The sequence below is a fragment of the Teichococcus vastitatis genome (assembly GCF_003604215.1).
Taxonomy (GTDB): Bacteria; Pseudomonadota; Alphaproteobacteria; order Acetobacterales; family Acetobacteraceae; genus Pseudoroseomonas; species Pseudoroseomonas vastitatis.
The window spans coordinates 60,957-81,988 of record NZ_QXGS01000008.1; the positions used below are offsets into that span (position 1 = coordinate 60,957).

Below are 21,032 nucleotides of genomic sequence, written 5' to 3' on the forward strand. Positions count from 1 at the left end.
AACATAAGTAAACTCTAAATTAGCGTCAACGTCATCGCGGATGCGGCAATGGAGGCGGCGATGTTGGCCGATCCCGGGCGCCTGGAACAGAAGGCCGGCGAGGCGGCGCGGATGCTGCGCCTGCTGGCGAACGAGAAGCGGCTGCTGATCCTGTGCCTCCTGGCCACGAAGGAGGAGATGGATGTCACCGCCATGGCCCAGGCTGTTGGCCTCAGCCAGTCCGCCCTGTCCCAACACCTGGCCAAGCTGCGCGATGATGGAATCGTCACCTTCCAGCGGGCAAGCCAGACGCTGCACTACCGCCTCCAGGACCCCCGCGCCGCGCGGCTGCTGGACACCCTGGCGGAGATCTTCTGCACCCCGGGCGGCTGAGACCGCCGGCCTTCCCCGGGCCTTGCCCCGCTTGCGCTTCAATTGCGCGACAGGGTGACGAAGCCCATCGACCCAACCAGGCGTTTACTTCCCAGTGCCGCAAGGAGCTTGCCGATGTTGGTGCAGCATTATCGCGACCTGGGCCGCCGCGAGGAGGAACAGGTGTCAGGGCTCCGCTGGACGATCATCGGCCTGGTGGTGTTGCTGCTGTGGTGCGGCGCTGCTGCCCTGGGTGTGTTCGTGGTGGGGTTGTTGTGGTTTTCCGGTGCGTCGTGACGGACCGCCACCCGTGGTGGTGAACACCGGTTCCAGCCGGATCCAAACAGGGAGCGCGAGGCTGGCGCGAGGCGGATCTGGCCCCGCCAAGCGCAGATCAGGGGCCTGACCCCGGCGTGCAGCCGTCCGCTTCCCCAGGCCGCCGGCCTGGCGGCCGTGTTCAGTCGCCGTCATCGATGCGCTGCACCGGATCACCGGATTGCACGGTGCCGCCCACCAGGATCCGGGCCGTCACGCCGCCATGCCCGCGCACGGCGTTGTAACCGCCCGGGCCGAGGATCTCCTCCATCCGGGAGCAGGGCTGGCATTCCCCGGTGACCTCCAGCACGGCGGCGCCGACACGAATGCGCCGGTTCTTCAGCGCCAGCAGGTTGACCCCGGACACCAGGATGTTCCGCCGCAGCTGCTCCGGCCCGACGGCATCCCGGCCCAGGAAGCTGGCGATGGCCGCGAGGTTCTCGGTGCCGACCAGCGTCACCTGCCGTGCCCGCTGGGTCCGGCTGTGGTAATGATCGCTCGGCAGCCCCGCCTCGGGGTCGAGCATGATCGCCCCCTGGCTGAGCATCGGTTGCCGCCGGGCCGGGCGAACGCCGATCCAGCAGACCCGGCCCGGCCGCGCAGGGGCCGACAGCAAGCGTGACAAGGGGGAAAGAGGATGGATCAAGGCGGGTCCCGTTCCGGCATCTCACGCTGGCGGCTGCCGCCGGCCTCGGCCACCCGGACACTGCGCCTTGCCACACGGCACGACGCACCCGGCTGCGGAACATTGCGTGTTCGCCCCGGTTCGCCTTTACCGCCAGATGGTGTCCTCAGAAGGTTTTTTGCAAGCCAAACAGGCAACGGAAATCAGTGTCGCTGTCGCCGACGCCGATGCCGGCGCCGCCGGCCAGGATGAAGCCGCCTCCCAGCTTCTGGCGAACGCCGAGTTCGATCAGCTGGCTGGCCTTGCCGGGCTCGGAATCCTGTTCCCGCGCATAGCCGACAAAGACGCCGGTCTTGCGCGCCACCGGCACCGCGAGGGCGACGGATGCCGCGTAGCGGTTTGAACGCTCGTTCTCACCCTGGTCCAGGGCATGGAACCACAGGATGTTGCCGTGCAGCACCGGTGTATCTGCGCCACGGGCGAGCGGCTGCGCGACCAGCAGGCCCAGCGCCGTTTCCGACGGCTCATGGCCTGGCCCGAAGGGTGCGGAAATGCCGCCGAGCACCGTCAGCGCCGGCCGCAGCCCCTGTTGCCGCAGAACGTTCCATTTCAGGCTGAACTCGGCCTCGCCCGTTTTCGCCGGCTCGGCATTGCCGAAGGCGTAGAACAATCCGAGGCTGGCGGACAGGCCGTGGCCGAGCCCGATCTCCGCTTCCAGACCAGGGGTGGTCAGATCCCGACCGCTGGCGGCGTCATCCCCGTCCTCGCGCGACGCGCGCAGCCGGCTGTACCCGGCGCCCAGCCGCAGTTCGGCCTCGCCACGCTCCGCCACGCCGGCGCCTTCCAGGCTGACCGGGAAGCCCTGGTCCACCTGGACGCGCTCATCCTCCGAGGGCGCCGAAGCCGTGTCGTCGGGCTGGGTTTCCGCTGCGGCCGGCTCCGCTGCGAGCAGGAGGCCGCCGGCCACGCAGCACAGCACGCCGAAGGCGCGAAGCGAATCGGCCATGGTGCGGCTTTCTCCTGTGGTCCGGCGGATTGAGGCCATGCAGGCTGAAGCCTGTCAATATGTGCGGGGCCGCGCCGGCTCCGCCGCTGCGGCGGCTGTTTGCGCGGTGAGGCACCGCCTGCCGATGTTCCGCAACCAGTCGGTAACCTGGCCGCGGTGAACTGGCGTTCCTTCGGAAGGCGCGTCATGTCCGCAACACCTTGCTCCCGTTCCCGACCTGACGACGCGCCAGCGGAAGGCGCGGCCTTCGATTCCCTGCTCAACAGCGACACCGCCGGCTTCGCCGAGGTGGATCTCGGCACCGGCCGCTTTCTGCGCGTGAACAGCCGCTTCTGCGCCATGACCGGCCGCAGCGCCGCCGAGCTGCTCGACGGTCGCGGGCCGTCGCATGTGGTGCATCCGGCGGACCGCGCGGCGGATCGTGCCCTGTGGCGCGAGGGCGCGAGCAGCGGCCGCTTCCGCGAGGCGGAGAAACGCTACCTGCATCCGGACGGCACGGTGGTGTGGGCGCGGCTCAGCGTTGCGGTGCTGGTGCGCTGGGCGGATGGGCGGCCGCGGCGCTGCGTCGCCATCGTGCAGGACGTCACCGCCGCGCACCGCACGCTAGAACGGCTGCATGCCAGCGAGAGCCTGCTGCGGCTGACGATGGATGTCGGCCGCATCGGCAGCTTTCGGCATGATTTCACCACCGACCAGGTGCAATGCTGTGCCGGGACGCGGGCGCTGTATGGCCTGCCGCAGGGGGAGGAGCCGGTGTCGGCGGCCGACTGGTTCGCCGCCGTGCTGGTCGAGGACCGCCACCGGCTGCGGGAGCAGAGCCAAGCCGCGATCGGCGCCCGCGCCGAAGGGGTGACCCTGGACTACCGCATCCATCGCCCGGACGGGCAGCTCCGCCATCTCGAGGCGAGGCTGCGCTTCGGCTATGACGGCCGGGACCACGTCACCCATGCTACGGGCGCCATCATCGACGTGACCGAGCAGCGCGAGGCGGAAGCGCGCATCGCCCACATCGCCCACCACGATGCGCTGACCGGCCTGCCCAACCGCACCCTGTTCCGTGCCCGGCTGGAGCAGCAGGTGGCCCGCGCCCGGCGCGGCGAGGGCTTCGCGGTGCTGTGCCTGGATCTGGACCGCTTCAAGGAGGTGAACGACACGCTGGGCCATTCCCTGGGCGATGCGTTGCTGCACGCGGTGGCGACGCGGCTGCGCGCGGAGCTGCGCGACGTGGACACGGTGGCCCGGCTCGGCGGCGACGAATTCGCCATCATCCAATCCCAGGTGTCGCAGCCCGGCGAAGCGACCCGGCTGGCACGGCGCCTGATCGAGGTGCTGACGCAGCCTTTCGAACTGCAGGGCCATCAGGTGGTGGTGGGCACCAGCCTCGGCATCTCTCTGGCTCCGGAAGACGGGTTGGAAGCCGACACGCTGCTGAAGAACGGCGATATGGCGCTGTACCGCGCCAAGGCCGACGGGCGCGGGCGCCTCTGCTTCTTCGAGCCGGAGATGGATGCGAAGATGCAGGCGCGGCGGCGGCTGGAGATGGATCTGCGCCGCGCCCTGGTGGCGCGCGAGTTCGAGCTGTTCTTCCAGCCCATCGTCGAGGTGCGGTCTCGCCGCGTCACCGGGCTGGAGGCGCTGCTGCGCTGGAACCACCCCGAGCGCGGGCTGGTGCCGCCTGACAGCTTCATTCCGCTGACCGAGGAGATCGGCTTGATCCTGCCGCTGGGCGAATGGGTGCTGGAGGAAGCCTGCGCGCAGGCGGCGCGCTGGGCCGGCGACACCACCATCGCGGTGAACCTGTCCCCGGTGCAGTTCTCCAGCCGCGGCCTCGTGGACACGGTGGAGCGGGCCCTCCGGGAGTCCGGGCTGGACCCCCGCCGGCTGGAACTGGAAATCACCGAAACCGTGATGCTGCGGGACACGGAGGCGACGTTGTCCACGCTGCACCGGCTGAAGGCGCTGGGCGTGCGCATCGCCATGGATGATTTCGGCACCGGCTATTCCTCGCTCAGCTACCTGCAGCGTTTTCCGTTCGACAAGGTGAAGATCGACCGCTGCTTCACGCGGGACCTGGGCCAGACGCAGCAGAGCGGCGCCATCATCCGCGCCGTGGCCGGCATGTGCCAGGGCCTTGACATGCGCACCACGGCGGAAGGGGTGGAAACCGAGGAACAGTTCCGCGCCCTGGCGCAAAAAGGCTGCATTGAGGCGCAGGGCTACCTGTTCAGCCACCCGCGCCCGGCGGTTGAAATTCCGGCGATGCTGGCCCGACTCAGCCAGTTCGCCTGCGCCTCGTGACGGCGGCTCAGTAGTTTCGCCATAGGCCCGGGGAGGCCAGCTCCACCAGATGTCCGTCCGGGTCGCGGAAATACAGGCTGCGGCTGCCTTTCGGCCAGTCCACCGTGCCTTCCAGCGCCACCCCGCGCGCGGCCAGATGCGCGGTCCAGGCGTTCAGATGATCGGCCGCGATCGCCAGGGCGTAGTGCAGCCGGCCCTGGCCGTCATGCGGCGGGATGGTGCCGCCGGGAAGATCGGCCGGCGCCTCTGTGGTGCCGCGCTGGAACAGCAGCAGCACGCTGCCAGGCGCCATCGGATAGGCGGCCAGCCGCGCATCCGAGAACATCGGCCGCAAGCCCAGCACATCCTCGTAGAAGCGGCGGGCCCGGCCGAGATCGGCGACATAGAGGCCGGTTTCCAGCACGCCGCCGATCGGCGGTGGCAGGCTCTGGCTCATGCTGTGGTCCCCCGTGCTGCAGCTCCAGGCCAAGCACGCCGCCGCAACGGCGTGCAAGCGCGGCTATTCGGGCTTCACCCCCGCTTCCTGCGTCAGTCTGGCCCAGCGCGGGATCTCGCGCGCGATCAGGGCGCGCAGCGGCTCCGGGCCGCGCTGATCCGGCGGCGTCACCTGGATCGCCATCTCGGCGAAGCGGGCCGCCAGGGCCGGATCGTCGAGCGCCTGGCTGATGGCCGCGGTCAGCACCCGGGCGCGCGGCTCGGGAATGCCGGCGGGGGCGTAGGCGGCGTTCCACACGGCGATGTCGAGCGCGGGCAGTCCGGCCTCGGCCGCGGTCGGCACGGCGGGCAGCTGCGGCAGGCGCTGCGGCACCGTCACCGCCAGCGGCACCAGCGTGCCGCCCTGCGCCTGCGGGATCACCGTGACGGCCTGATCGACGATCACGTCGGTGACACCGTTCATGGTGTCCTGCAGTGCCGGCCCCGCGCCGCGATAGGGCACCAGCGTGGCGCCGGCCTGCGTGGCGCGATCGAACAGCAGCGCGCCGAGAAACGAAACCGAGCCGGTGCCCGCCGTGGCCACGGTCAGGCGCCCCTTGTTCTGGCCGATCCAGTCGCGCAGCTCCGGCAGGTCGCGCACGAAGCGGGGCTTCGCCGCCAGTACCATTGGGTTCACCGCGAACAGGCTGAGCGGCGTGAAGCTCGCCACAGGGTCGTAGGGCAGCGCTTTGTAGAAGGACGGGTTGGCCGAATGCGTGCCCATGTGGCCGAGACCGATGGTGTAGCCATCCGGCTCAGCCCGTGCCGCGCGCTGCGTGCCGAGGATGCCGCCGGCGCCGCCGACATTCTCCACCGGCACCGGCTGGCCCAGGATGGCGGCCAGCTTCTGCGCCAGCAGCCGCGCCATGACGTCGGTAGGGCCGCCGGCGGCGAAGGGCACCAGCATGGTGACCGGCCGTTCCGGCTTCCAGCCCTGGGCGCGCGCCCGGGAGGGAAGCGCCAGGACAGGCAGGGCCAGCGCCCCGGCCGTGGCAGCGATCCATGTTCTGCGCTTCATCATGTTCCTCCCTGGTGCTGTTCTGCGCTGGCGTGGCGGCGGATCAGCCGATCCGGGCTTCCGCCTTCATGGCCAGCCCACCTTCCGGATTGGTGGCCCACAGCGCGATGCGGCCCTCCGCATCCGGCGCGGTGCCGTGCAGCGTCACCGGCTGCCCGTCGAACAGCGGCGACAGGGCGCGGAACGAGAAGGCGGTGACCACGGTCTGCGGCATCTGCCGCCGCACCAGGTCGAGCAGCAGCGTCGCGGTCAGCGGCCCGTGCACGATCAGGCCGGGATAGCCTTCCTCGCGCGTCACGTAGTCGCGGTCGTAATGGATGCGGTGGCCGTTGAAGGTTAGCGCGGAATAGCGGAACAGCATCACCGCGTCCGGCGACAGCGTGCGCTGCCATGTCCCCGGGGGTGGCGCGGCCGGCGCCGCCTTCACCGCCGGCGTGTCGGCCGAGCGGTAGACAATGTCGTGTTCCTCGCCGAGCAGCACCGCGTCCTGCCCATCCTCGCGCAGCTCGTGCCGCACCGTCACGAAGACCAGCTCGCCGGAGGCCCCCTCGCGCCGCGTCACCTCGGCGATGGTGGAGGTGCGGGTCAGCGCGGCGCCGACGCGCAGCGGCGCGTGGAAGCGCAGCCGCCCGCCGGCCCACATGCGGCGCGGCAGGTGGTGAACGGGGGGCAGGAAGCCGCCGCGCGCCGGATGCCCGTCCGCGCCCAAGGTGGAATGGCGCGCCTGCGGCAGGAACAGGATCCAGTGCGCCAGCGGCGGCGCCGCGTCGCCGGGGGCGCAGGGCGGGTCGTCGCGGTCCAGCGTCGCCGCCAGCCGGTCCAGCGGGCCGGGGGCGACGATGTCGTGCTGCTGTTCCTGCCGCCCGATCCAGGCGGTGTAATCCGCATCCATGGCTCAATAGCTCCGCGGCATGCCGAGCACGTGCTCGCCGAGATAGGACAGGATCAGGTTGGTCGAGATCGGCGCCACCTGGTAGAGCCGCGTTTCGCGGAACTTGCGCTCGATGTCGTATTCCTCGGCGAAGCCGAAGCCGCCATGGGTCTGGATGCAGGCCTCACCCGCAGCCCAACTGGCCTCGGCGGCCAGCATCTTGCCCATGTTGGCTTCCTCGCCCGGGCGCTCGCCGCGCTCGAACTTCTCCAGCCCCTTCTGCACGATGGCCTCGGCGGCGCGCATCTGCGCATAGGCGCGGGCGATCGGGAACTGCACGCCCTGGTTCTGGCCGATCGGGCGGTTGAACAGCACGCGTTCCTTGGCGTAGTTCACGGCCTTCTCGATGAACCATTTGGCATCGCCGATGCATTCGGCGGCGATCAGCAGCCGCTCGGCATTCATGCCGTCGAGGATGTAGCGGAAGCCGCGGCCTTCCTCGCCGACCAGGTTCTCCGCCGGCACCTCCATGTTGTCGAAGAACACTTCGCAGGAATTATGATTCATCATGGTGCGGATCGGGCGGATCGACAGGCCCTTGTCCAGCACGGTCCGCATGTCGACGATGAAGGTGGACAGCCCCTCGGTCTTCTTCGCCACTTGGTCGCGCGGCGTGGTGCGCGCCAGCAGCAGCATCAGGTCGGAATGCTCGGCGCGGCTGGTCCAGATCTTCTGGCCGTTGACGATGTACTTGTCGCCTTCCCGCCGCGCCGTGGTGCGCAGGGCGGTGGTGTCGGTGCCGCTGGTGGGCTCGGTCACGCCGAAGGCCTGCAGCCGCAGCTCGCCCGAGGCGATTTTCGGCAGGTATTCGGATTTCTGCGCCTCGCTGCCATGCCGCAGGATGGTGCCCATGATGTACATCTGGGCGTGGCAGGCGGCGCCGTTGCAGCCCTGGCGCTGCACCTCCTCCAGGATGGCGGCGGCGGCGGACAAGCCCAGCCCGGCGCCGCCATATTCCTCCGGGATCAGCGCGGCGAGGTAGCCGGCCTCCGTCAGCGCGTTGACGAACTCCGTCGGGTAGCCGCGCACCTCGTCCATCCTGCGCCAGTATTCACCCGGAAAGCGGGCGCAGAGCTTGGCCACTTCCTCGCGCAGGTCGGCATGAGGGTCGTCGCGATGGCTCATCGCATCCATGGCTTGGCTCCTGTTCAGGCGGCGTGGCGCAGCAGGGCGGCGCCATCGTTCAGGCGGTCGAGGCGCAGCACCTCCTCGGCCAGGGCGGTGGCGCGCTCGGCGCCGAGCACGGCATCGGCCAGCCCGCTGAACTTGCCGCGCAGCTCCGCCTCGCTGGGAAAATTGGCCGGCTCGCCCTTGGGCACGATCACCGTGCGGGTGAACACCTCACCGCGCGCGCGCAGCGTCAGCTTGCCGGACATGTTGGCGGGGAACTCGGCCTCGATCTCCGGGTCGTTCTCGCAGGCGATGTGGGGCATCAGCCCGCGGATCAGCGGGTCGTGCAGCGCCTTGTAGCTGTCCCAGTCCATCCGCCCGGTGGCCAGCGCGGCGGCGATCACGAAGGGGCCGCTGAACTGGCCGTCGACAATGTTCTGCGGGTCGGCCTTGCGCGCGGCCGGCTCGCCCACCAGCAGCAGCCCGGCGCGGGAGATGCCCAGGGTCGCGCCCTCGATCTCCTCCGGCCGCAGCCCCAGCTCCTCGCGCAGCGCCAGCGCCGCGTCAATGCCGGCATGACCCCAGCGGCAGGACGGGTATGGCTTCACGCCGGTGGCCATCAGCTCGAACACCTGTCCCAGGTCGCGCACCGCGCGCTCCGGCACGGGGGCGGGGGAGTAGGCGTTGAGAAAGCCGTGCCGGCCTTCCAGCGGCGCCGCGGCGCCCTTGAAGCCTTCCCGCGCCAGGGTGGCGGCGACCAGCCCGGCCATGCCCGCCCAGCCGACCTGGAACCGCTTGGTCCAGGCGCCGTTGGCCAGGAACTGCAGGCTGCCGGCGCTCTGGCTCAGCGCGATGCCGAAGGCCGAGGCGATGTCCGCTGCGTCCAATCCGAACACCCGCCCGGCGGCGGCGGCCGCCCCGAAGGCGCCGCAGGTGGCCGAAGGGTGGTAGCCGCGGTCGTAATGCGCCCCGGCCGGCAGAGCCAGCGCCAGGCGCAACGCCACCTCGTAGCCGGCGACGATGCCGGCGATCACTTCGGCGCCCGAGGCCCCGGTCATCTCGGCGGCGGCCAGGGCGGCGGGGATCACCGGGGCGCCGGGATGCACCACCGCCTCGGCATGGGTGTCGTCGAAGTCGAGCGAATGGCCGAGGGTGGCGTTGATCAGCGCCGCGCCGGCCGGTGCGTAGGTTGCGCCGTCACCGAACACGCGGCTGTCGCCCCGATCCAGGCCCAGCGCGCGCACGGCGGCCAGCAGCGCCGGGGTGCTTTCCGCATCGTGCCGCGCCCGCACCGCGTTGCCGGCGAGGTCGAGCACCAGCAGCCGCGTCCGCGCCACCACCTCCGGCGGCAGATCGGCGAGTGCCACGCCGGCGGCGAAGCCTGAGAGGTGTTCAGTGACCGGCACGCTGGTCATGCGGCGTCTCCCGTGGATGAAAACTCGGTGCGGATCGCCTCGCTGTGCTCGCCCACCGCCGGCACGCGGCCGAGCACCGGCGCGGCGCCATCCGCCAGCGCCGGCGGCGCGACGATTGAGGCCGGACCGCCCGGCGTCTCGACCGGTACGCGGCGCAGCGCCGGGTGGCCGGGCAGGTCCGGCAATTCGTTGACGAAGCCGAAGGCGGTTCGCGCCTGCGTCAGGCGTTCCGCCGCTTCCGCGCGGCTCATGGCGGACAGGCTGCGGGCGACACGCGCATCCACCTCGGGGCGGTTGGCCACGCGCGCATTGTTGCTCTCGTAGCCGGGGCGGGTGGCGAGGTCCGCCTCCCCCAGCACCACCGCGCAGAACTGCGCCCATTCACGCTCGTTCTGGATCGACAGCAACACCAAGCTGCCATCGGCCAGCGGAAAGGCGCCATAGGGACAGATCGAGGGATGCGCGAGGCCGACGCGCTGCGGCACGCGGCCGGTGCCCTCGTAGTAGAGCAGCGGCACGTTCATCCAGTCGGCCATGCCGTCGAACAGGCTGACCTCCAGCTTGCGGCCCTGTCCGGTGATGCCGCGCGCGATCAGCGCCTCCAGCACCGCCGCATGCGCCGCCATGCCGCAGGCCACGTCGCACACCGACACGCCGACGCGTCCCGGCCCGGCCGGATGGCCGGTGATCGAGGCCAGCCCGCTCTCGGCCTGCACCAGCAGGTCATAGGCCTTCATCGCGGCGTAATCATTGTTGGCGCCGTAGCCGGACACGTCCACGGTGATCAGCCGCGGGTAGCGGAGGCGCAGCGTGTCGGAGCCGAAGCCGGCGCGTTCCGCCGCGCCAGGGGCGAGGTTCTGGATGAACACGTCGGCGCTTCGCAAGATCCGGTGCAGCAAGGCCGCGTCCTGCTCGTCCTTGATGTCGGCGACGAGGCTCTGCTTGCCGCGGTTCAGCCACACGAAGTAGCTCGACAGCCCGTGCACGGCGGCGTCGTAGCCGCGCGCGAAATCGCCTTCCGGCCGCTCGATCTTGATGACGCGGGCGCCGGCATCGGCGAGGCGGGAGGAACAGAAGGGCGCGGCCACGGCCTGTTCCAGCGCCACCACCGTCAGCCCCTCCAGCGGCCTGACCGGCTGCGCCGCGCTCATGCGCCGGACCCCGTCGCACCCCGCATGGCGGGGTGGCGGGAGCCGTGGTGCATCTGGATCATGTGGGTTCGCTTCCTGTGCTCGATCCCGCGGGATCGTCCTGCTGCCGGGACGGACCGGCCAGCGCGAGGATCTCCTCGGCGCGGCGCACCACCGGCGCGTCCACCATCTTGCCGTCGAGGCGAAAGGCGCCCTGCCGCGCGGCGCGGGCGGCGGCATCGCCCTCCACCACGCGGCGGGCCCAGTCCAGCTCCGCCTCCGTGGGCGCGAAGCCCTCGTTCAGCACCGCGACCTGTGCCGGATGCACCGCCATGGCGCCGCGGAAGCCGAGGCGCCGCGCCTGCGCCACGGTGGCGCGGAACGCGTCCAGGTCGGTGAACTCGCCGATGCTGCCGACGAAGCCGAGCGGCAGAAGCCCGGCGGCTCGGGCGGCGCAGAGCACGGCGAGGTTCGGCCCGAGCAGCGCTTCGGGCCCCGGCACCGCGCCCAGCGCGGCGCTGAAATCCTCCGGCCCGATCGTCATCGCCAGCAGGCGCGGATGCGCCGCAGCAATGGCGGAAAGGCGCGGCAGCGCCGCCGGGCTCTCGATCTGCGCCACCAGCCGAATCGCGCCGGCGGGCAGGCCGCGCTCGGCTTCCAGCTCCTCCACCGCGTCGGCGACGGCACGCAACCAGCCGGCCGATTCCACCTTGGGCAGCACCAGCGCGGCGACGCCGGATTGCACCGCTGCCTCCAGGTCACGCGCCAGATCGCGCAGGCCGGCATTGACCCGCACCAGCACCGCCGCGCCGCCGCGGCCGACGCGGGCAATGGTGCCGCCCAGCGCATCGCGCGCGGCCGGCTTCTCCGGCGGCGGCACGGCATCCTCCAGGTCGAGGATGATGCCATCCGCACCGCGCTCATGCGCGCGGGCGAGGAAGCGCTCGGCATGGGCGGGCACGAACAGCAGCGAACGCCAGCGGGGCCAGGAACTCATGCGGCGGCGATCTCCCCGCGCTCGATCACAAAGGTCTTGTTCACCAGGGAGCGGAGCAATTCCGGACTGCTCTCGGTGATCAGGATGGCGACGTCGGGCAGGGCGCTGCGCAGCCGGCCCAGCGCTTCCGCATAGCGCTGCGCGAGCGCCGGGGCGAGGCCCTGGAACGGCTCGTCCAGCAGCACCGCGCGGGTGCCCACCATCAAGGCGCGGCCGAGCGCCACCATCTTGCCCTGGCCGCCCGACAGCCCGGCGGCGCGGCGTGGCGCGAAGTCGCGCAGCTCCGGCAGCAGCGTGTACACCGCGTCCAGCCGGCGCGCGACCTCGGCGGCGGGCAGGCCCAGCACCTGGGCCGGCAGCAGCATGTTCTCGCGCACGGTGAAGGCACCGAACAGCTTGCGCTCCTCTGGCGCGTAGCCGACGCCGAGGCGGGCACGGTGATGCGCCGGCACGGTGGTGCAGGGGCGGCCATCCAGCGCCACCTCGCCCGCGGTCGGCGCCAGCAGCCCCATCAGCGTGCGCAGCGTGGTGGTCTTGCCGGCGCCGTTGCGGCCGATCAACGCGACGCATCCGCCCGGCGGCACCGCGAGTGACACGCCGCGCAGCACCGGCGCCCCCGCGATCTCCACCGACACGCCGTCAAGCCGCAGCATGGCTGCCCTCCCTCGGTGCGATGCCGATCACGTCGCGCAGCACGGCGGGATCGTTCAGGATCTGCTCCGGCGGGCCGAGCGCCATGATTTTGCCCTGGCCCCACACCGCGACGCGGTCGGCGAAGCGTGCCACCACGTCCATGTCATGCTCCACGAACACCGCCGTCACCCTGGATTGCCGCAGCACGCGCGCCAGGGTTTCCACCACCGCCATCTTTTCCGCCGACGCGACGCCGCTGGTGGGCTCGTCCATCAGCAGCAGGCGCGGGCGCAGCGCCACCGCCATGGCGATGTCGGCCAGCTTGCGCGCGCCCTCGTTCAGCGCATCGGCGCGGCGGCCGGCCAGCGGCAGCAGGCCGAAGCGGTCCAGCAATTCCTCGGCCTCGGCGCGGAAGCGGCGCCGCAGCAGCGGCGCCAGCGGCGACCACAACCCCTCGCGCGCGGCGATGGCCAGGGCGGCGTTCTCCAGCACCGTGTGCTCGGTGAAGAGCTGCGGCAGCTGGAAGGAGCGGGCGATGCCAGCGCGGACGATGCGGCGCGGCTTCATCCCCAGGATCGGCCGGCCGTCATAGGTGATGCTGCCGGCCTGCGGGCGCAGGTAGCCGGTGGTCATGTTGATGAAGGTGGTCTTGCCGGCGCCGTTCGGCCCGATGATGGCCAGGAACTCGCCCTCCATCACGTCGAGGTCGATGCCGTCGGCGGCCTTCAGCCCGCCGAAGGCAATGCGTAGGCCGCGCGCGGAAAGCAGCACGCTCATGCCGCCCTCCGCCGCGCCAGCAGGGCGCGTCCCATGCCCCACAACCCGCCGGGGGCGAACAGGATCACCAGCAGCAGCACCATGCCGAGGATCATCTGCCACGCATCCGCCACCAGCGCCGCGGCATAGACCCGCGTCAGCTCATAGGCGACGGCGCCGAGGAACGGGCCGAACACGCTGCCGGCGCCGCCCAGGATGGCGATGAACACCAGCTCGCCCGAGGCGGTCCAGTAGGCCAGCGCCGGCGTGACGTGGCGCGAGGTCATCGCCAGCACCGCCCCGCCCGCCCCGGCCATCAGCGCCGACAGCACATAAGCGGCCAGCAGCACGCTGCGCCCGGACGCACCCATGAATTCCAGCCGCGCCTCGCGCGTCTTGATGCCGGCCAGCGCCTGCCCCATGGGGGAGGCGAGATAGGTGCGCACCAGCGCCCCGAAGCCCAGGGCCAGCACCAGGGCCAGCACCAGCATGGCCCAGCCCTGCGCCTCGCTGCCCAGGGTCTGGCCCGCGAAGGTGATGGGCGGCAGGCGGATGCCGTCGGTGCCGTGGGTGATGGCGTAGAATTTCTCCAGCAGCGAATAGAACACCATCGACAAGGCCAGGTTCAGCATGCCGAAGAAGATCTCGCGGTAGCGCACCACGAACAGGCCGATCACCAGCCCGAGCAGCGCCGCGCCGATCGCCGCCAGCGGCAGCAATATCAGCGCCTCCGGAATGGTTGAGGCGCCGAATGCCACGGCATAGGCCGCGAAGGCCAGAAACAGCGCGTGGCCGAAGCTGACCTGCCCCGCGCGCAGCAGCAGCAGGATGCCGAGCACCGCCAGGCCCTTGGCCAGGGCAATGGTCAACACGAAGCGCAGCCAGGGCACCGCCCAGGCCAGCAGCAGCACCAGCGCGGCGGCGGCCAGCGCCAGCAGGATCTCAGTGGTGCGGCTCATATGCGGCGGGTCTCCGGCGTGCCGAACAGGCCCTGCGGTCGCACCAGCAGCACCAGCACCATGATGATGTAGGGCACCACCACCTCCAGCTCGGGCTCGAAATACACGGCAAAGGCGCGGCCGAGGCCGATCAGCAGCGCGGTCACCGCCGCTCCCTCGACCCGGCCGAGCCCGGCGGTCGCCACCACGGCGAAGCTCAGCACAATGGTTTGCGCGCCGACGCCCGGCACCAGGGATGCGGTGGGCGAGGCCAGCGCCCCGCCCAGCGCCGCCAGGGCGGCGCCGGCGGTGAAGCACAGCAGCGTCACCTTCGCGGCGTCGATGCCCATGGCGCGCGCCGCTTCCCGGTCCTCGGTCACCGCGACGATCATGCGGCCGGCAAGCGTCCGGCGCAGGAACCACGCCAGGCCCACCAGCGTCAGCAAGGCGATGCCGGGCAGCACGAAGAGCTGATAGGCGGTGAAGGGAATGGTGTCGGCGCCGAACGGCACCTCGACATTGCCGAGCAGCCGCACCGGCGTGTCCGACACCACCGGCTGCACGCCCCAAACCAGCTTCTGCAGATCCTCCAGCACCATGAACAGCGCGAACGTGACGAGAAGCTGCAGCACCGGCTCCTGGCCCTCGACGCGGCGCAGCAGCAGCCGCTCGATCAACGGGCCGAGCAGCACGCCGACCAGGGCCGCGGCCACCACCAGCGCCGGCAGCGACATCCAGGCCGGCAGGCCGCGCGCCGTCAGGAACAGGCCGAGCGACGCCGCCGCGTAGCCGCCGATGGCGTACAGGCTGCCATGCGCGATGTTCAGGATGCGCAGCACGCCGAACACCAGGTTCAGCCCCACCGCCACCATGAAGATCGCCGCCGCCGAGGACAGCCCGTCCAGCGCGGCGAGGCCGAGCAGCAGGCCGTTCTGCGAAAGCCAATCCGCCATCGCGCCGGCCTCAGGGCTTGAAGGCGACGGGTTGCGGCATCGCCTGCACCATCTCGGGCTTCAGCGTCTTCAGCCAATCGAGGCTCTTCTGCCCGACCGGCGCGGTGACGGTGTCCGCCGGGAACACCACCATGTCGGTCATCACCGGGAAGGGGTATTTGTCGGTGTTGACGGTGGTGCCGATCAGCTGGTCCTCCAGCCCCTGGCCATCCTCGCGGATGCGGATGCGGCCGGTGAGCGAGGGGAATTCCAGGCCGCGGAACGCCGCCGCCAGCTCGGCATCGGTGGGCCAGCCGCCGCCCTTGGCGGCCAGCGCCTTCTCGTAGGCCGCCTTCATGGCGAACACCGCCTGCGCCATGTGGTGCGTGGAATAGATCGGGTAGGCGTTGAAGCGCTTGCGGTAGTTCTCGGTGAAGCGGGCGAGCAGCGCCGGGTCGGCCGGGTTCGGGTGCAGGAACCAATGGTCGCCGCGCGCGCCGATGATGTGGCCGGCCGGCAGCGACTTGCCGACGCGCTCCAGCGAGGATTCCGCCAGCGGCAGCACGAAGGTGCTGCGCTCGAACAGCCTGCGGTCGTTGGACTGGCGGATAAAGGCGTCGAGGTCGCCGCCCCAGGTGGTGGACAGCACCACATCCGGGCGCAGCGCCAGCAGGCGGGTGATCTCGGTGGAGAAATCGGTGGCGCCGAAGCGCGGAAACAGTTCCGCCGCGACGCGCACGCCGGGCTTCAGCGTTTGCAGCCCGGTACGGAAGATATCCCACGAGTCGCGACCCCAGGCGTAATCCTGGTTCACCACCGCGATGGAGCGGAAATCCGGCTTGGCGCGCAGCAGGTAGAGCAGCGCCGACAGCACCTCCGGCGTCGCATTCGCCTGGGGGCGGAAGGCATATTCGTACTTGCCGTCCTCGAACACGCGCTGGGTGCCGCAATCCCACAGCAGGGTGGGACGCTTCATCTCGTCCGACAGCGGCGCGCAGGCGAGGCAATCGGCGGAGGAGATGCCGGCAAAGATCAGGTTGACGTTCTCGCTCTGCACCAGCCGGCGATATTCGCCCACGAAATGGTCGACGCCGGGGCCTTCATCCACGAAGATCGGCCGCAGCTTCACGCCGCCGATGCCGCCAGCCTCGTTCAGCTCGTCGAACAGCATCTCCGCCGCCTGGCGGCCCGGCACGCCGAAGACGCTGGCGGGGCCGGACAGGTAGGTGGCGATGCCGACCTTGATCTCGGCCGGTTTCGCAGGCTGCGCCTGCGCGGCGCGGCCGGCCAGCGCCAGGCTGCCGATGCCGGCGGCCCCCAGCAGGGCGGCGCGGCGCGTCACTGAATGAAGCTGGCTGGCATTGTCCGGCTGCGACGATGCGCGCGGCGGCACGATCTCGGCGACCATCCCCGTTTCTCCCCATGGGCGTTCTTGGCTGCCCGCGGCGTCGAGGCTGCGGGCCTGCCGAACTCTGCCCTCGACCGCCTCCGCTGTCCAATATATTGAAGCAGCCTTTGCCATAGGTTCTGGATATGGAACTGCGTCACCTCCGCTATTTCGTCGCCGTGGCGGAGGAAGCCAGCGTGACCCGCGCCGCCGCGCGTCTTGGCTTGGCGCAGCCGCCCCTGAGCCAGCAGATGCAGCAGCTGGAACGGCAGATCGGCGTGGCGCTGTTCCACCGCCTGCCCCGCGGTGTGGCCTTGACCGAGGCCGGGCAGCGCCTGCTGCGCGATGCCCGCGTGATTCTGGCGCAGCTGGAGCAGGCGGCCGACAATGCCCGCGCCGCGGCGCGCGGCGAGCTGGGCTCGATCCGCATCGGCTTCACCTCCTCCGCCTCCTTTAATCCCTTCGTAACCCGCGTGATCCGCGACTTCCGCGCCGAGTTCCCGCAGGTGGGCGTGCAGCTGGTGGAGGAGAACACCGGCGCCTTGCTGGCCCGGTTTCGCGCCCTGCGCCTGGATGCCGCCTTTATCCGCCCCGCCGCCGGCGAAACCGAGGGGCTGGAGGAGATGCCGCTGTTCCGCGAGCCGATGCTGCTGGCGCTGCCGGTCGGTCACTGGCTGGAAGCGCGGGACGCCGTGCCGCTGGCCGAGCTCGCCGCCGAAACCTTTATCCTCTACCCGCGGCGCAACGGCAGCGCGCTGTATGACGCCATCGTCGGTGGCTGCCTGGCCGCGGGCTTCAGCCCCCGCATCGGGCAGGAAGCGCCGCAGATGGGGTCCACCGTGACGCTGGTCGCGGCCGGGATCGGGATCTCCATCGTGCCGGCTTCCATGGCCCATCTGCACGCGCCGGGAGTGACCTATCGCCCGATCCAGGGCGGGGCACCGCGCGCTGCGATGAGCCTGGTGCTGCAGCACGGCACCGCGCCGGCCGTGACGGCGGCCTTCCGGGAGCTGGTGCGCGGCCGGTTGCCGCCGGAATAGGAGGCGCCAGCGCGGGAGCAGCGCCCCCCCCCCGGTCCACCCCGCCGATGACGACCGGTGCCGATGACGACCGGTGCCGATGACGACCGGTGCCGAGGCGGGCCGGCACGCGCCGGATGGCCGCGTGGCAGGCCCGGCCGACCTTCGGTGTGGTCCGGGAAGGGCGGCGCGGCGTCGCCGCCGGCGCGGAGTTCCCTGGCCGGCGTGGCCGCCATGCCGCTGGGGCAGGGCGCCTGCCCGGTCGTGAGGATTGGCTCCGGACCCCCAGGGGCGCTAAACGAGGGTGAACCGGCCGCGATCTGCAATGCCATGGCCGGCACCGGCTTCCCTGCCCGCTGGAGGAACATCGCCATGCCCGCCTACCGCTCGCGCACCACAACCCATGGCCGCAACATGGCCGGCGCCCGCGGGCTCTGGCGCGCCACCGGCATGAAGGACAGCGATTTCGGCAAGCCGATCATCGCCGTCGCCAACTCCTTCACCCAGTTCGTGCCCGGCCATGTCCACCTGAAGGACCTTGGCCAGTTGGTCGCGCGGGAGATCGAGGCGGCGGGCGGCGTTGCCAAGGAATTCAACACCATCGCGGTGGATGACGGCATCGCCATGGGGCATGGCGGCATGCTGTACAGCCTGCCCTCGCGCGAGCTGATCGCGGATTCCGTCGAGTACATGGTGAATGCCCACTGCGCCGACGCGCTGGTCTGCATCTCCAACTGCGACAAGATCACCCCCGGCATGCTGATGGCCGCGATGCGCCTCAACATCCCGGTGGTGTTTGTTTCCGGCGGGCCGATGGAGGCCGGCAAGGTGGTGCATCGCGGCACCAAGCGGGCGATCGACCTGATCGACGCCATGGTGGCCGCCGCTGACAGCTCCGTGACCGATGCTGAGGTGGAGGTGATCGAGCGCTCCGCCTGCCCGACTTGCGGCTCCTGCTCGGGCATGTTCACCGCCAATTCGATGAACTGCCTGACCGAGGCGTTGGGTCTGGCGCTGCCGGGCAACGGCACCGTGCTGGCGACCCATTCCGACCGCCGCGGCCTGTTTGTCGAGGCCGGGCGCCTGATCGTCGACCTTGCCCGCCGCTATTACGAGCAGGACGACGCCACCGCCCTGCCGCGCAACATCGCGACCCTCGCGGCCTTCGAGAACGCGATGACGCTGGACATTGCCATGGGCGGCTCCACCAACACCGTGCTGCACCTGCTGGCCGCGGCGCAGGAAGGCGGCGTGGACTTCACCATGCGCGACATCGACCGGCTGTCCCGCCGCGTTCCCGTGCTGTGCAAGGTGGCCCCCGCCGTGGCCGACGTGCATGTGGAGGATGTGCACCGCGCCGGCGGCATCATGAGCATCCTGGGCGAGCTGGACCGCGCGGGGCTGATCAACCGCGACGTGCCCACCACGCACACCACCTCGATGGGCGAGGCGCTGGAGCGCTGGGACCTGAAGCGCACCGCGAGCGCCAGCGTGCACGACTTCTTCTGCGCGGCGCCCGGCGGCATCCCCACCACCGAGGCGTTCAGCCAGTCCGCCCGCTGGGAGGAGCCGGATCTCGATCGCGCCAAGGGCGTGATCCGCGATGCCGAGCACGCCTTCTCCAAGGATGGCGGGCTGGCCGTGCTGTACGGCAACCTGGCCGAGGATGGCTGCATCGTGAAGACGGCCGGGGTGGACGCCTCGATCCTGACCTTCCACGGTCCGGCGCGCATCTTCGAAAGCCAGGACGCGGCGGTGGACGGCATCCTGGGCGGCCGCATCGTCCCCGGCGACATCGTGGTGATCCGCTACGAAGGCCCCAAGGGCGGGCCGGGGATGCAGGAAATGCTGTATCCGACCTCCTATCTGAAGTCGAAGGGCCTGGGGAAGGCCTGCGCCCTGGTGACGGATGGGCGCTTCTCCGGCGGTTCCTCCGGCCTGTCGATCGGCCATGTGTCGCCGGAAGCGGCGGAAGGCGGGCTGATCGGGCTGGTGCAGGATGGCGACCCGATCGAGATCGACATCCCCAACCGTTCCATCGTGCTGGCGGTGCCGCCGGAGGAACTGGCGGCGCGGCGGGAAGCGATGGATGCGAAGGGCGCACAGGCCTGGCACCCGGAAAACCGCGACCGCGTGGTGTCGGCGGCGCTGCGTGCCTATGCGGCGCTGACCACCAGCGCTGCGCGGGGCGCGGTGCGGGACGTCGATCAGCGGCGCCGCTGAAACACGGAACCCGGCCGGGGATCAGCCCGGCCGGATTCGGCAACACGGCGCCGGTCGGGCGCCAGCATGGAACGGGGCCCGCGAGGGCCCCGTTTCGCGTTTCAGGAGGTCACGGTGCTGAGCCGGATGCGGCCCGCCGGGGCACTGCCCCGCCCGTTGAACAGCAGCATCAGCAGCGGGCTGCGGCGCACCAGCAGGTGAGAGCCCCAGGACAGCAGAAAGGCGGCCACGGTGATGATGCCGAACTCCGCCCAGGCCGGCCAGTCGACGAACAGGAAGCCCACCGCCAGCCAGCAGGCGAACACCACATGCACCAGGTACATGGTCATGGCGCCGTCCACCATGGCGCGGGACAGCGCGGTGGAATGATCCAGCCATTGCCGCGCGGCCGACAGCAGCAGGTGGGCGAACAGGATCCCGACGATCGGCCACAGAAAATAGGTGATGAGGCGGCTGAGATTGTCGTCCTCGGGCTGGAACACCGCCATGATCCCGGCGCTGACGATCGCCAGACCCCAGATTCCCCAGCGCGGCCGCGTGAAAGCCTCCAGCCAGGACAGGCGAACGGCCAGCAGGGCGCCGGCCAGGAACACCAGCCCGTGTCCGACAAACATCGCCGGGATCAGGATCTCACCCAGCAGGTAGCTGGCACCGGCCAGGGCGGCCAACACGGCCGAGCCGACGCACACCAGACCGGTGCCGAGCAGGGCCAGCCAGCCCGTGGCCGGGTGACGCTCCACCCTGTCCTGGAAGGCCTGCAGTCCGCGCTCCAGCCGCAAGGGACCGCGCAGCCCCCATGCCGCCGCCAGCAGGACGCAATAGCCGAGCAGGTAGATCAGAAACCACAGATGCACGGTCCAGTTGGCGTCCGGGCTACGCAGCGCCGCCAGCAGGCCGGGAATGGCATGGCCCCAGCCGCCATTCGCCACCGCGCTGGCCATCACGATGGGCGGGCTGACCAGCACCAGCGCCGTCACCAGCGGGAGGCCTAGCCGCCAGACGCGGCCCTTCAGCCACGTCGCGGCATCGGAGCGGCGGATCATCAGCATGCCGAAGAAGCCGGCCAGCAGAAAGAACACCGGCATGCGGAAGGTGTGGCTGTATTGCAGGAACCAAGTCAGCGGCATCGACTTGTCGGGCGACTCGATGATCCAGGTAGCGTGGTACGCATAGATCAAGCCCACATGGTAAGGGATGCCGACCAGCATCAAGATCGCCCGCATCTGGTCCAGATAGTCCCAGCGCTGCGAGCCGCCGGGCGAAGCCGGCGACCGGGGCGAAGGCGGCGGTGCGCTCATGACAAGAGAATTCCTTCAGCGGCGGCGTGACGGCTGGGTGGAAGACTAACAGGATCTTTGTATCGGAATTTAACAAACGTCCCGATTTCCGGGCTGGCCTGTTCAAGTTTTGTCATGCCGGGTTCCACGGTTCCGCTCAAGGCGTCCCGGCTTTTTACCCTTTCCTCATGGTGTCC

The 21,032-nt window shown here is 70.6% G+C and carries 20 protein-coding genes; 5 read left to right on the plus strand and 15 right to left on the minus strand.

All coding sequences use genetic code 11. The features are described 5' to 3' along the window. Nucleotides 1–60: 60 nt before the first annotated feature. Together D2K64_RS12515 and D2K64_RS24390 are read left to right on the plus strand one after the other, a co-directional pair. Entirely contained in the window at nucleotides 61–372 is a 312-nt protein-coding gene (locus tag D2K64_RS12515) for an ArsR/SmtB family transcription factor (RefSeq protein WP_202910648.1), read from the plus strand. Nucleotides 373–486: 114 nt separating this feature from the next. Continuing rightward, complete coding sequence (locus D2K64_RS24390) at nucleotides 487–648, plus strand: hypothetical protein (protein ID WP_157985829.1); 162 nt, start codon at nucleotides 487–489, stop codon at nucleotides 646–648. 160 nt (nucleotides 649–808) lie between these two features. Here the strand turns inward: D2K64_RS24390 and D2K64_RS12520 are convergent, their stop codons facing one another. Both D2K64_RS12520 and D2K64_RS12525 read right to left on the minus strand, forming a co-directional pair. Further along, nucleotides 809–1,312: an MOSC domain-containing protein gene (locus D2K64_RS12520; protein ID WP_120008706.1), complete on the minus strand. Its 504-nt coding sequence runs from the start codon at nucleotides 1,310–1,312 to the stop codon at nucleotides 809–811. Nucleotides 1,313–1,457: 145 nt separating this feature from the next. Beyond that, the gene (locus D2K64_RS12525) at nucleotides 1,458–2,297 is read right to left on the minus strand and encodes a hypothetical protein (protein WP_120008707.1); all 840 of its coding nucleotides are present in this window, start codon (nucleotides 2,295–2,297) and stop codon (nucleotides 1,458–1,460) included. Nucleotides 2,298–2,483: 186 nt separating this feature from the next. Here D2K64_RS12525 and D2K64_RS12530 point away from each other — a divergent pair, with 186 nt between their 5' ends. Beyond that, on the plus strand, nucleotides 2,484–4,595 hold the full coding sequence (locus D2K64_RS12530; protein ID WP_120008708.1) for a putative bifunctional diguanylate cyclase/phosphodiesterase: 2,112 nt from the start codon (nucleotides 2,484–2,486) through the stop codon (nucleotides 4,593–4,595). A gap of 7 nt (nucleotides 4,596–4,602) precedes the next feature. Here the strand turns inward: D2K64_RS12530 and D2K64_RS12535 are convergent, their stop codons facing one another. The 12 genes from D2K64_RS12535 to D2K64_RS12590 all read right to left on the minus strand — a co-directional run bounded on the left by D2K64_RS12535 (nucleotide 4,603) and on the right by D2K64_RS12590 (nucleotide 16,337). Next, nucleotides 4,603–5,031 carry a VOC family protein gene (locus D2K64_RS12535; RefSeq protein ID WP_120008709.1) on the minus strand — a complete coding sequence of 143 codons (429 nt, stop codon included), beginning with the start codon at nucleotides 5,029–5,031 and terminating at the stop codon, nucleotides 4,603–4,605. A 63-nt stretch (nucleotides 5,032–5,094) separates the two neighbouring features. After that, nucleotides 5,095–6,087: a Bug family tripartite tricarboxylate transporter substrate binding protein gene (locus tag D2K64_RS12540; protein WP_157985830.1), complete on the minus strand. Its 993-nt coding sequence runs from the start codon at nucleotides 6,085–6,087 to the stop codon at nucleotides 5,095–5,097. A gap of 43 nt (nucleotides 6,088–6,130) precedes the next feature. Further along, complete coding sequence (locus D2K64_RS12545; RefSeq protein WP_120008711.1) at nucleotides 6,131–6,979, minus strand: FAS1-like dehydratase domain-containing protein; 849 nt, start codon at nucleotides 6,977–6,979, stop codon at nucleotides 6,131–6,133. A gap of 3 nt (nucleotides 6,980–6,982) precedes the next feature. Beyond that, nucleotides 6,983–8,152, minus strand: coding sequence for an acyl-CoA dehydrogenase family protein (locus D2K64_RS12550; protein WP_238384162.1), 1,170 nt, complete (start codon nucleotides 8,150–8,152; stop codon nucleotides 6,983–6,985). A gap of 14 nt (nucleotides 8,153–8,166) precedes the next feature. After that, a complete protein-coding gene (locus D2K64_RS12555) occupies nucleotides 8,167–9,543 on the minus strand; it encodes an MmgE/PrpD family protein (protein WP_120008712.1) in 1,377 nt (458 codons plus the stop codon). Next, nucleotides 9,540–10,694, minus strand: coding sequence for a CaiB/BaiF CoA transferase family protein (locus tag D2K64_RS12560; protein WP_120008713.1), 1,155 nt, complete (start codon nucleotides 10,692–10,694; stop codon nucleotides 9,540–9,542). Before D2K64_RS12560 ends, D2K64_RS12555 begins: the two co-directional genes overlap by 4 nt. A 58-nt stretch (nucleotides 10,695–10,752) precedes the next feature. Further along, nucleotides 10,753–11,670, minus strand: a complete 918-nt coding sequence (locus tag D2K64_RS12565; RefSeq protein ID WP_120008714.1) for an HpcH/HpaI aldolase/citrate lyase family protein — start codon at nucleotides 11,668–11,670, stop codon at nucleotides 10,753–10,755. Next, nucleotides 11,667–12,323, minus strand: a complete 657-nt coding sequence (locus tag D2K64_RS12570; protein WP_120008715.1) for an ABC transporter ATP-binding protein — start codon at nucleotides 12,321–12,323, stop codon at nucleotides 11,667–11,669. The genes D2K64_RS12565 and D2K64_RS12570 overlap by 4 nt, the downstream gene beginning before the upstream one ends. Further along, nucleotides 12,310–13,080 (minus strand): ABC transporter ATP-binding protein, encoded by a 771-nt coding sequence (locus D2K64_RS12575; protein ID WP_120008716.1) that lies wholly within the window; start codon nucleotides 13,078–13,080, stop codon nucleotides 12,310–12,312. The genes D2K64_RS12570 and D2K64_RS12575 overlap by 14 nt, the downstream gene beginning before the upstream one ends. Next, nucleotides 13,077–14,018 (minus strand): branched-chain amino acid ABC transporter permease, encoded by a 942-nt coding sequence (locus D2K64_RS12580; protein WP_120008717.1) that lies wholly within the window; start codon nucleotides 14,016–14,018, stop codon nucleotides 13,077–13,079. The genes D2K64_RS12575 and D2K64_RS12580 overlap by 4 nt, the downstream gene beginning before the upstream one ends. Next, complete coding sequence (locus D2K64_RS12585; RefSeq protein ID WP_120008718.1) at nucleotides 14,015–14,950, minus strand: branched-chain amino acid ABC transporter permease; 936 nt, start codon at nucleotides 14,948–14,950, stop codon at nucleotides 14,015–14,017. The genes D2K64_RS12580 and D2K64_RS12585 overlap by 4 nt, the downstream gene beginning before the upstream one ends. A 10-nt stretch (nucleotides 14,951–14,960) precedes the next feature. After that, complete coding sequence (locus D2K64_RS12590) at nucleotides 14,961–16,337, minus strand: ABC transporter substrate-binding protein (RefSeq protein ID WP_120008719.1); 1,377 nt, start codon at nucleotides 16,335–16,337, stop codon at nucleotides 14,961–14,963. 125 nt (nucleotides 16,338–16,462) lie between these two features. On the opposite strand from D2K64_RS12590, the gene D2K64_RS12595 reads away from it, so the two are divergent. Continuing rightward, entirely contained in the window at nucleotides 16,463–17,356 is an 894-nt protein-coding gene (locus D2K64_RS12595; RefSeq protein WP_120008720.1) for a LysR family transcriptional regulator, read from the plus strand. A gap of 351 nt (nucleotides 17,357–17,707) precedes the next feature. Continuing rightward, the gene (gene ilvD, locus D2K64_RS12600; RefSeq protein ID WP_120008721.1) at nucleotides 17,708–19,558 is read left to right on the plus strand and encodes a dihydroxy-acid dehydratase; all 1,851 of its coding nucleotides are present in this window, start codon (nucleotides 17,708–17,710) and stop codon (nucleotides 19,556–19,558) included. 101 nt (nucleotides 19,559–19,659) lie between these two features. Here ilvD and D2K64_RS12605 read toward each other — a convergent pair whose 3' ends face one another. Beyond that, entirely contained in the window at nucleotides 19,660–20,856 is a 1,197-nt protein-coding gene (locus tag D2K64_RS12605; protein ID WP_120008722.1) for an acyltransferase family protein, read from the minus strand. Between the last annotated feature and the right edge of the window lie 176 nt (nucleotides 20,857–21,032).